General features: G+C 68.2%; 12 protein-coding genes. 10 read left to right on the top strand and 2 right to left on the bottom strand.

Features of this window, described 5'->3' with window-relative positions:
- A partial coding sequence (locus tag E1218_RS33165; RefSeq protein ID WP_132326999.1) for a LacI family DNA-binding transcriptional regulator occupies positions 1–990 on the bottom strand: 990 nt, incomplete at its 3' end.
- Between the two features lie 85 nt (positions 991–1,075).
- Here E1218_RS33165 and E1218_RS33160 point away from each other — a divergent pair.
- The 6 genes from E1218_RS33160 to E1218_RS33135 all read left to right on the top strand — a co-directional run bounded on the left by E1218_RS33160 (position 1,076) and on the right by E1218_RS33135 (position 5,705).
- On the top strand, positions 1,076–2,368 hold the full coding sequence (locus E1218_RS33160) for an ABC transporter substrate-binding protein (RefSeq protein ID WP_132326998.1): 1,293 nt from the start codon (positions 1,076–1,078) through the stop codon (positions 2,366–2,368).
- Entirely contained in the window at positions 2,368–3,246 is an 879-nt protein-coding gene (locus E1218_RS33155) for a carbohydrate ABC transporter permease (RefSeq protein ID WP_132326997.1), read from the top strand. Before E1218_RS33160 ends, E1218_RS33155 begins: the two co-directional genes overlap by 1 nt.
- Positions 3,247–3,322: 76 nt before the next feature.
- The gene (locus E1218_RS33150; protein WP_132326996.1) at positions 3,323–4,237 is read left to right on the top strand and encodes a carbohydrate ABC transporter permease; all 915 of its coding nucleotides are present in this window, start codon (positions 3,323–3,325) and stop codon (positions 4,235–4,237) included.
- A gap of 180 nt (positions 4,238–4,417) precedes the next feature.
- Complete coding sequence (locus E1218_RS33145) at positions 4,418–4,897, top strand: DUF2975 domain-containing protein (protein ID WP_132326995.1); 480 nt, start codon at positions 4,418–4,420, stop codon at positions 4,895–4,897.
- On the top strand, positions 4,897–5,142 hold the full coding sequence (locus tag E1218_RS33140) for a helix-turn-helix domain-containing protein (protein ID WP_132326994.1): 246 nt from the start codon (positions 4,897–4,899) through the stop codon (positions 5,140–5,142). Before E1218_RS33145 ends, E1218_RS33140 begins: the two co-directional genes overlap by 1 nt.
- Before the next feature lie 20 nt (positions 5,143–5,162).
- On the top strand, positions 5,163–5,705 hold the full coding sequence (locus tag E1218_RS33135; protein WP_132326993.1) for a GNAT family N-acetyltransferase: 543 nt from the start codon (positions 5,163–5,165) through the stop codon (positions 5,703–5,705).
- A gap of 39 nt (positions 5,706–5,744) precedes the next feature.
- On the opposite strand, the gene E1218_RS33130 is transcribed toward E1218_RS33135, so the two are convergent.
- Positions 5,745–6,158 carry a DUF1844 domain-containing protein gene (locus tag E1218_RS33130; protein ID WP_233712637.1) on the bottom strand — a complete coding sequence of 138 codons (414 nt, stop codon included), beginning with the start codon at positions 6,156–6,158 and terminating at the stop codon, positions 5,745–5,747.
- A gap of 333 nt (positions 6,159–6,491) precedes the next feature.
- Here E1218_RS33130 and infC point away from each other — a divergent pair, with 333 nt between their 5' ends.
- The 4 genes from infC to E1218_RS33110 all read left to right on the top strand — a co-directional run bounded on the left by infC (position 6,492) and on the right by E1218_RS33110 (position 8,763).
- A complete protein-coding gene (gene infC / locus E1218_RS33125) occupies positions 6,492–7,181 on the top strand; it encodes a translation initiation factor IF-3 (protein WP_132327000.1) in 690 nt (229 codons plus the stop codon).
- Between the two features lie 79 nt (positions 7,182–7,260).
- Complete coding sequence (rpmI, locus tag E1218_RS33120) at positions 7,261–7,455, top strand: 50S ribosomal protein L35 (RefSeq protein ID WP_132326992.1); 195 nt, start codon at positions 7,261–7,263, stop codon at positions 7,453–7,455.
- A 77-nt stretch (positions 7,456–7,532) separates the two neighbouring features.
- Positions 7,533–7,925, top strand: coding sequence for a 50S ribosomal protein L20 (rplT, locus tag E1218_RS33115; RefSeq protein WP_131367113.1), 393 nt, complete (start codon positions 7,533–7,535; stop codon positions 7,923–7,925).
- A 25-nt stretch (positions 7,926–7,950) separates the two neighbouring features.
- Positions 7,951–8,763: a TrmH family RNA methyltransferase gene (locus E1218_RS33110; protein WP_132326991.1), complete on the top strand. Its 813-nt coding sequence runs from the start codon at positions 7,951–7,953 to the stop codon at positions 8,761–8,763.
- Positions 8,764–9,035: the final 272 nt, after the last annotated feature.

Raw genomic sequence — 9,035 nt, 5'->3', positions numbered from 1 at the left:
GACGGTCAGCATCGGGTCGGGGCTGCGCCGGTTGACCACCTGCCCCGGGTCGGCGATGACCTCGAGCAGCACCTCGGCGGCCTGCCGGCCGAAGTCGAAGGTGTCCCGGGACAGCGCGGTCAGTGCCGGGTGCATCAGCTGGGTCAGGATCGAGTCGTCGAAGGCGACGATCGACAGGTCGCTCGGCACCGAGACGCCCATCTCCATCGCGACCCCGAGCCCGGCCACCGCCATCACGTCGCTGTCGTAGACGATCGCGGTCGGCCGCTGCGCCTGGGACAGCAGTTTGCGGGTGATCGCGGCGCCCTCCGCGTCACTGAAGTCGGTGGTCAGCGACGGCGCGTCGACCAGTCCCAGCCGGGGTGCGGCGTCCCGGACGGCCCGGATCCGGCGCTGGGTGTGCTGGAAGTTCGGCGTACCGGCGACGTGCGCGATCCGGCGGTGACCGAGGGCGGCCAGGTACTCCACGATCGACAGCATCGCCTCGCGGTCGTCCGCCCAGACCGACGGCAGCGCGCCCTTGCCGCCGCGGCCGCCGATGACCACGGCGGGCAGCTCGAGCGCCTTGAGTTCGTCGATCCGGGGGTCCTTGACGGTCAGGTCGACCAGGATCACGCCGTCGACCCGGTGCTCCGAGGTCCAGCGCCGGTACACCTCGATCTCGGCAGCGGTGTCCTCGACGATCAGCAGTTGCAGCGAGATCGACTCCGCGGACAGCCCGGACTGCACGCCGGACAGCAGGTGGGCGAAGAACGGTTCCACGCCGAGCGTGCGGGCCGGCCGGGCGATCACCATGCCCACCGAGTCCACCCGGGAGGCGCCGAGCGCGCGGGCCGCACTGTGCGGCCGCCAGCTCATCTGCTCGGCGATCCGCAGGATCCGCTCCCGGGTCGCGTCGCTCACCCCGGGGCGCCCGTTCAGCGCGAACGACACCGCACCCTTGGACACCCCGGCCCGGTGCGCGATGTCCGCGATCGTCGGTCTCGCCACGTGCCACCTCCCTCGCCCTTGACAGCGGATTCTACGATCCCGGATAGTGCAGGAGCTATACCGGTTTATCAACCCAGGAGATTCCATGCGTAGACGTCGTCCGGCAGTGGTGGCAGTTCTGGCCGCCGCGGCTCTCACCCTTGCTGGTTGCGGCCTCGGTTCGGCCGAGGATCCTGGCAGCGGCGCCACGCCGACCGTCGACGCCGACGCGCAGGTGACCGGTGAGGTCAGCTTCCAGACCTGGGCGCTGAAGCCGAAGTTCACCACGTACGTCGAGGGCGTGATCAAGGCGTTCGAGGCGAAGTACCCGGGCACCAAGGTCACCTGGCTGGACCAGCCGGGCGACGGCTACGACAAGAAGGTGCTCAGCCAGGCGTCCGCGGGTCAGCTGCCCGACGTCACCAACCTGCCGCCGGACTTCGCCCTGTCGCTGGCCAAGCAGAACATGCTGCTCGACGTCGGCGCCGCCGACCCCAAGATCAACGAGGAGTACGTCGAGGGCGGCGTGCAGGCGTACCAGTACCAGGGGATGACCGGCACCTTCGGCTACCCGTGGTACCTGAACACCGACGTCGACTACTGGAACGCGGAGAAGTTCGCCGCGGCCGGGCTCGACGTGAAGAACCCGCCGAAGACCTTCGACGAACTGCTCGCGGCCGCGAAGGTGATGCACGACAAGACCGGCGGCAGGGAGTACCTGATGAGCCGGCTGCCCGGCATCGGCGACTTCACCAACGCCGGCGTGAAGATCCTCTCCGACGACGGCACGAAGTTCGTCTTCAACACCCCGGAGGCGGCCGCGCTGCTGGACAAGTACCGCGACGCCTACAAGGCCGGGTACCTGCCGCGCGACATCCTCACCCAGGAGTACCTGGGCAACTCCAAGCTCTTCACCCAGAGCAAGGTCGCCTGGACCACCGGCGGCGGCAACGCCATCCAGGACTTCGTCAAGGACAACCCGTCGCTGAAGGGGAAGATCGTCCCGTCGCCCGCGCTCGACACCCCGCCGCTGTACGTGCAGGGCCTGTCGGTGTCGGCCAAGACCAAGAACCAGGCGGCCGCGATCGCGCTGGCCCGGTTCGTCACCAACGCCGAGAACCAGGCCGCGTTCGCCAAGATCGTCAACATCTTCCCGTCCACCAAGGCGTCCGCCGGCGACCCGTACTTCTCCAAGAGTGACGGCACGCCGGAGAGTGACGCGAAGGTGCTCGCGTTCGAGTCGCTGTCCAAGGCCAAGGTGCTGCAGCCGCCGGTGATCAGCGGTGCCACCAACGACTTCATCGGCCAGCAGATCTCGCTCGCGATCTCCGGCAAGATCTCGTCCCAGCAGGCCCTCGACGCCGCGGTGGCGAAGGCCAACCAGTTGCTCACCCAGTGATGCGGTACCAGCGCTGGTTCACCCCGTGGGTGCTGGTGATCCCGGCACTCACGTGGTTGCTGGTCTTCAACCTCTGGCCGTCGGTCAACACCGTCATCCTCTCGTTCACCAACGCCAAGCCGCTCGGTGGCGGGACGTTCGTGGGGCTGAGGAACTTCGAGACGCTGCTGCAGGACGAGCAGTTGCGGTGGGCGCTGCTGAACAGCGTCATCTACATGGTGGTCTGCCTGCCGTTCCTGACCGTCCTGCCGCTGCTGCTCGCCGTCCTGGTCGAGAAGAAGCTGCCCGGGATCACGTTCTTCCGGACCGCGTTCTACACCCCGGTGGTCGCCTCGGCGGTGGTGGTCGCCCTGATTTGGCAGTGGATCCTGGACGACCGCGGCCTGGTCAACGGCCTGGCCGAGAAGCTCGGTGTGATCTCCGGGCCGCTCCCGTTCCTCAGTGACCAGTGGCTGCTGCTGTTCAGCGCGATCAGCCTGACGATCTGGAAGGGGCTCGGGTACTACATGATCATCTACCTGGCCGCCCTGGGGAACGTCGGCCGCGACCTGCACGAGGCCGCCGCCGTGGACGGGGCCGGGCCGCTGCGGCGGTTCGTGCACATCACCGTGCCAGGCGTGCGCGGGACGATGATCCTGATCTCGATCCTGATCTCGGTGTCGGCGCTGCGGGTGTTCTCCGAGCTGTTCATCCTCACCGGCGGCAAGGGTGGTCCGGGTGGCCGGGACAACTCGGTCGTCATGCTGATCCAGCAGTACAGCCAGGGATTCGAGGGCAACCTCGGGTACGCGTCGGCGCTGTCGATCGTGCTTTTCTTCGTCACCGTCGTACCGATGCTGATCCTGGCCCGTCTCAACCGCCGGGGAGCCGAAGCATGAGCGAGCGAAGCGAATTCATCATCAAGCACAGAGCGTCTCGTGTCTCATCCGCGCCCGGAGCGAAGCGAGGACGTGGATGAGCGTCGTGACCGATCCGGCCCGGCCGGCCGTCGTGGAGGCACCGGGTACGCCGCCCGCCCGCCGGCGCGGCTCCTTCGGCTTCAACACCGTCTCCACGCGGGAGAAGGTGGTCCGGTACGTGCTGCTGATGTTCGTCCTGCTGATCACGATCGGGCCGTTCCTGTGGCAGCTGTCCACCTCGCTCAAGGGTTCCGGCGAGGACATCTACACCCGGATCCCGCGATTGCTGCCGGCCCAGCCGACGTTCGAGCACTACGGCGCGGTCGCCGACACCATCCCGGTCTGGGACTACGCGAAGAACTCGCTCGTGGTCGCCGTACTGGTTGTCGGCGGCAACGTCATCGGGGCGTCCCTGGCCGGGTTCGCGCTCTCCCGGTTGCAGTTCCGCGGGCGCCGGCTGGTGCTCGGCCTGTTCCTGGCGACGCTGGTGCTGCCGGGTGAGGTCACGATCATCTCGCAGTACGTGACGGTGCGGGAGTTCGGCCTGGCGAACACGCTGTTCGGGGTCGCGCTGCCGGGCATGATCGGCGCGCTGAACGTGCTGCTGATGTACAACGCGTTCCGGTCACTGCCGGTCGAGGTCGACCACGCCGCGATCGTGGACGGCGCGAACGCGTGGCAGCGGTTCGTGTACATCGGGCTGCCGTCGGTCCGCGGGACGATCAGCGTGGTCGCGATCTTCGCGTTCATCGGGGCCTGGGACGACTTCCTCTGGCCGCTGATCGTGCTCACCGACCCGGACAAGTACACGCTGACCGTCGGGCTGCAGTACCTGTCCGGGACGTTCAGCAACAATCCCCGCCTGATCGCGGCGGGCACGATGATCGCCTTCATCCCGATCGTGATCGTGTTCGCGACCCTGCAACGGTTCTTCTTCAAGGGCGTCGAGGAAGGTGCGGTCAAGGGCTAGTCCCTCCCACGCGTGCCCCGGCCGAGTTGTCGAAGGGGGACGTTGCACACACCGTCGGGGGCTTGGACACGTTATTACCTGTCCGAGCCCCCGATGTGCTGTCCACGGCCCCCGCTGGCAACCGCATCGCGATCACGACCACCTATTGACTTTCGATAGATGACGACCGATAGTCGATGCATGAACATGGTGAACCGGGTCGTCGTACCGCTGCGGGTGCTGCTGGTCATGTTGTTCGCGGGACTCGTGGTGGCGCAGGTGATGAGTATGCCGGGACAGTTCGCGTACATGGCGGAGGAGGAGCCCGACCTGGCGTACCTGCGCTGGCCGCTGACGATCTGGTCCATCCTCGAACTGCTCTCGATCCAGGTGGTCATCGTCTGCACCTGGAAACTGCTCACCCTGGTCGCCTCCGACCGCATCTTCAGCGAGGACTCGCTGCCCTGGGTCGACGCGATCATCTGGGCGCTCGGTATCGGCTGGGTGCTGTTCTTCGGCGTCTTCCTGTACCTCGGCTTCCTGGCCAACGACCCCGGGCTGCCGATCCTGATGTTCGGGATGGTGCTGGTCGGCGGCGTACTCGTGCTCCTGATGGTGGTCATGCGTGCCCTGCTCCGGCAGGCCACTACGCTGCGGACCGACATGGAAGCGGTGATCTGATGCCCATCGTGGTGCGCATCGACGTCGAGCTCGCGAAGCGCAAGATGGGCGTCGGCGAGTTCGCCGAGAAGGTCGGCCTCACCCCGGCGAACGTCGCCGTCCTCAAGAACGGGCGCGCCAAGGCCGTCCGCTTCAGCACCCTCGAAGCCATGTGCCGAGTCCTGGAATGCCAGCCGGGTGACCTCCTCGAGTTCGTCGACGACGAAGCACTCCCCGCCGGCACCCACGACACCCGCTCCGCCTGATCCGCTTATAGGTTGGGTGAGTGGCGACGTACGAGGACCTGCCTGCGGAGCTGACGACCGAGCGGCTGCGGATGCGGCGTTGGCTGCCCTCGGACGCCGCGGAGTACCGCGGGTTGTGGATCGAGCGGGATCCACGGGCCTTGCGGCGGATCGACGCGGAGGGGCGTCCGACGGTCGATGACATCCGTGGGTGGCTCGCCGGCAACCCGCTGGCGGCAGCGCCCGGACTGGGGTTGCTGCCGATCGAGCGGCGAGACACGGGGGAGTTCATCGGGTACTGCGGACTGACCGTCGGCCAGGCGTCGTTCGACGAACCCGAGCTCGCGTACGAGCTCGCGCGGCGAGCTCACGGTCACGGCTACGCCACCGAGGCCGCACGTGCGGTCGTCGAAGCTGCGGCCCGGACGGGTCGGCGGCGGCTGTGGGCGACCGTGCGGGCATGGAACGCGCCGTCGTTCCGTGTGCTGGACAAGCTCGGGTTCCACCGGAGCGGGCGCGTGACCGAGGACGCCGAACGCGGCGATTCGATCTGGATGACGCGGGTCCTCGATCGCGACCGGTAGCTCGTCGCCGCGGCCGCCGGCCCAGCCCGCGCCGGAGAACTACCTCCGGGCCGCGGACGGGTGGACGGCGCCGGTGTACTTCTCGCCGGGGCCCTGGCCTGGCTCGTCGGGGATGGTGGCGGACTCCTTGAAGGCGAGTTGGAGGGAGCGGAGCCCGTCGCGCAGCGGAGCGGCGTGGTGGTGGCCGAGGGAGGCGGCGGATGCGTCGAGCAGGCCGGCGAGGGCATCGATGAGGGAGCGGGCCTCGTCCAGGTCCTTGTGCTCGGGGAGGTCCTCGGCGAGGCCGAGGTTCACCGCGGCGGCGCTCATCAGGTGCAGCGCGGCGGTCGAGATGATCTCCACGCTGGGTACGTCGGCGATGTCGCGGGACACCGTGGACATCGGGTCCGGCCGCCCGCCCTCGGTAGCCCCCGGGGCGGGCTCGGACTGCGAAGTGGAGAGTTCGTCGGTCATGCTGCTACTCTTACACGGCGACCGACCTGGTCCGGTGGTGACCCCTGAGTGGAATACTCGCGGGAAGCCAGTGGTTCTGGTCTAAGCGGAGGGCCACCTCCCACCCAGTCGATGAACAGTCGGCGGGTCCCGGTCAGCCGAGGTCCCGGAGCGATCCGGGCGCCGAGGCGATGGTACGGCGTACCTCCCACAAGGGTTGGAGCGTCGTACATCTGGGAATTGGGCCTTCGTGTGATCGCACGAGGGCCTTCGTCGTTTCAGAGGTTTGACGACGCCGAGTGGTCCGCGGCGGTCGCGAGGTGGCACGAAAACGAGCACAACCCAGGAGGACCCATCACCATTGAACTGCGCGTCAACGAGCGCATCCGCGTTCCCGAGGTGCGACTGGTCGGACCGAACGGTGAGCAGGTAGGCATCGTCCGGATCGAGGACGCACTCCGGCTGGCACAGGAGGCCGATCTCGACCTGGTCGAGGTCGCGGCGACCGCCCGGCCTCCGGTCTGCAAGCTGATGGATTTCGGCAAGTACAAGTACGAGACCGCGCAGAAGGCGCGCGAGTCCCGCCGGAACCAGACCAACACGGTCATCAAAGAGATGAAGCTGCGGCCGAAGATCGACCCGCACGACTACGAGACCAAGAAGGGTCACGTCGTCCGGTTCCTGCGTGCCGGGGACAAGGTCAAGATCACCATCATGTTCCGTGGTCGTGAGCAGTCCCGGCCGGAGCTCGGCTTCCGGCTGCTGCAGCGGCTGGCCGAGGACGTGAGCGAGCTCGGCTTCGTCGAGTCCTCGCCGCGGCAGGACGGCCGGAACATGATCATGGTGCTCGGACCGCACAAGAAGAAGTCCGAGGCGCGCGTGGACGTGGAGGCCGAGAAGGCGAAGAAGCAGGCCGAGCGTGAGGCCGAACAGCAGGCGGAGCGCGCCGAGCGTGCCGAGCAGGCTCAGGCTCACGAGGCCGAGCGCGCCGCCGGCTCCACGAAGAAGCCGAAGGGTCCGGCAGACAACCTCGACCCGGAGTGACGAACCGCTCCGGCCCACGAGGCCGGAGCACCCGTCAACCGAAGATCGAGTCAACGAAACAATCAGGAGCACAACAGCCATGCCGAAGATGAAGACCCACTCGGGGATGAAGAAGCGCGTCCGGGTGACGGGCTCGGGCAAGATCCGTCGCGAGCAGACCGGGAAGCGCCACCTCGCCGAGGCGAAGCCGACCAAGCGCAAGCGGCGCCTGTCCGGCACCGTCGAGGTCGCGCCGTCGCACGTGAAGAAGGCCAAGAAGCTTCTCGGCATCTGAGCACCACTTCCCCCGAACACCCCCGCCGAGTGGGCATCAATCTCTCTCCGGCGCAGAAATACAAGGAGTAACACCTCATGGCACGCGTGAAGCGGGCAGTCAACGCCCACAAGAAGCGCCGGGTCGTACTCGAGCAGGCCAGCGGCTACCGCGGCCAGCGCTCGCGGCTGTACCGCAAGGCCAAGGAGCAGGTCACCCACTCGCTCGTCTACGCCTACCGGGACCGCAAGGCGCGCAAGGGCGACTTCCGCAAGCTGTGGATCCAGCGGATCAACGCCGCGGTCCGGGCCGAGGACCTGACCTACAACCGGTTCATCCAGGGTCTGCGGCTGGCCGAGGTCGAGGTCGACCGGAAGATCCTCGCCGACCTGGCCGTGAACGACCCGGCCGCGTTCTCCGCGCTGGTCCAGGTCGCGAAGGCGGCGCTGCCGGCCGACGTGAACGCTCCCAAGAGCGACGCCGCGGCCTGAGCCGTATCTTCAAGTAGCACTCGAAGTGGCGAGCCCTGGCCTGCTGACCGCACAGTCCGTGCGGATCAAACAGGCCCGGCGGCTCGCCACTCGTGCGTTCCGGCGCAAGACGCGCCGCTTCCTGGTCGAGGGCCCACAGGCCGTCCGGGAAGCTCTCGAGCACCGCGAGCTCGTCCTCGAGGTGTACGCCGAACCCGACGTCGCCACCCGGCACCGCGATCTCCGCGACCTGGCTCGTGCCGCCGGCGTGCTGTGGCTCGAGGTCAACCGGGCCGCGATCGAGGCGGTCAGCGAGACCGTGACCTCCCAGGGCGTCGTCGCGGTGTGCTCACTCGTCGACGTCCCGCTGGACGACTCGGTACGGCGGACGGCCCGGCTGGTCGCGGTCGGCGTACAGGTCCGTGACCCGGGCAACGCCGGCACCCTGATCCGTACGGCGGACGCCGTCGGAGCGGACGCGGTCGTGCTGTCGTCGGAGTCCGTCGACCCGCACAACCCGAAGGCGGTCCGCGCCAGCGTGGGCAGTGTCTTCCACGTCCCGATCACCGTCGACGTGGATGTGCCCGCGGCGGCCAAGTCGTGGCGCGACCAGGGTCTGCAGGTCCTCGCGGCGGACGGCTACGGATCCACCGACCTGGACACCTGTATCGACGACGGCACGCTTGCCAAGCCCACGGTGTGGCTGTTCGGCAACGAGGCGCACGGGCTGCCGGACGGTTACGACGCGATCGTCGATCGTTCGGTGAAGGTCCCGATCTACGGCCGCGCCGAGTCCCTCAACCTGGCCACTGCGGCCGCCGTCTGCCTCTACGCCTCGGCGCGTGAGCAACGCCGATGACGGGGTGGCCGGTCGACTCCCGCGACGGTTCCGGCGAGGGAACCCGCACACGGAGATCGGACTGAGCCGGCCCGGCCGGCGCCCGCAGGCTGTGGCCGAACAGCATCGCGGCGAGGTCCGCCCGCCCCAGCGCTCGCGGCACGCCGAGGCGGGCGGAGTCCGTGCCGACGATCCTGGACCCACCGGCTTTACGACCACCACCCGCCGCCCACCCGCCGGATACCCGCCGGATGCTTGTGGACAGCCGATTCACGCTCTTGGGGTTGTGGTTC

Source organism: Kribbella turkmenica (assembly GCF_004348725.1).
Classification (GTDB): domain Bacteria; phylum Actinomycetota; class Actinomycetes; order Propionibacteriales; family Kribbellaceae; genus Kribbella; species Kribbella turkmenica.
Note: the sequence above shows the minus strand (reverse complement) of the source record. Positions and strands in the feature narration are given on the sequence as shown.

What these genes read in the sequence shown, in the direction of transcription:
- E1218_RS33160 (WP_132326998.1), top strand. Translation starts at nt 1,076, where the DNA reads ATGCGTAGACGTCGTCCGGCAGTGGTGGCAGTTCTGGCCGCCGCGGCT.
- E1218_RS33140 (WP_132326994.1), top strand. Translation starts at nt 4,897, where the DNA reads ATGCCCATCGTGGTGCGCATCGACGTCGAGCTCGCGAAGCGCAAGATG.
- E1218_RS33145 (WP_132326995.1), top strand. Translation starts at nt 4,418, where the DNA reads ATGAACATGGTGAACCGGGTCGTCGTACCGCTGCGGGTGCTGCTGGTC.
- E1218_RS33155 (WP_132326997.1), top strand. Translation starts at nt 2,368, where the DNA reads ATGCGGTACCAGCGCTGGTTCACCCCGTGGGTGCTGGTGATCCCGGCA.
- rplT (WP_131367113.1), top strand. Translation starts at nt 7,533, where the DNA reads ATGGCACGCGTGAAGCGGGCAGTCAACGCCCACAAGAAGCGCCGGGTC.
- E1218_RS33130 (WP_233712637.1), bottom strand. Translation starts at nt 6,158, where the DNA reads ATGACCGACGAACTCTCCACTTCGCAGTCCGAGCCCGCCCCGGGGGCT.
- E1218_RS33150 (WP_132326996.1), top strand. Translation starts at nt 3,323, where the DNA reads ATGAGCGTCGTGACCGATCCGGCCCGGCCGGCCGTCGTGGAGGCACCG.
- rpmI (WP_132326992.1), top strand. Translation starts at nt 7,261, where the DNA reads ATGCCGAAGATGAAGACCCACTCGGGGATGAAGAAGCGCGTCCGGGTG.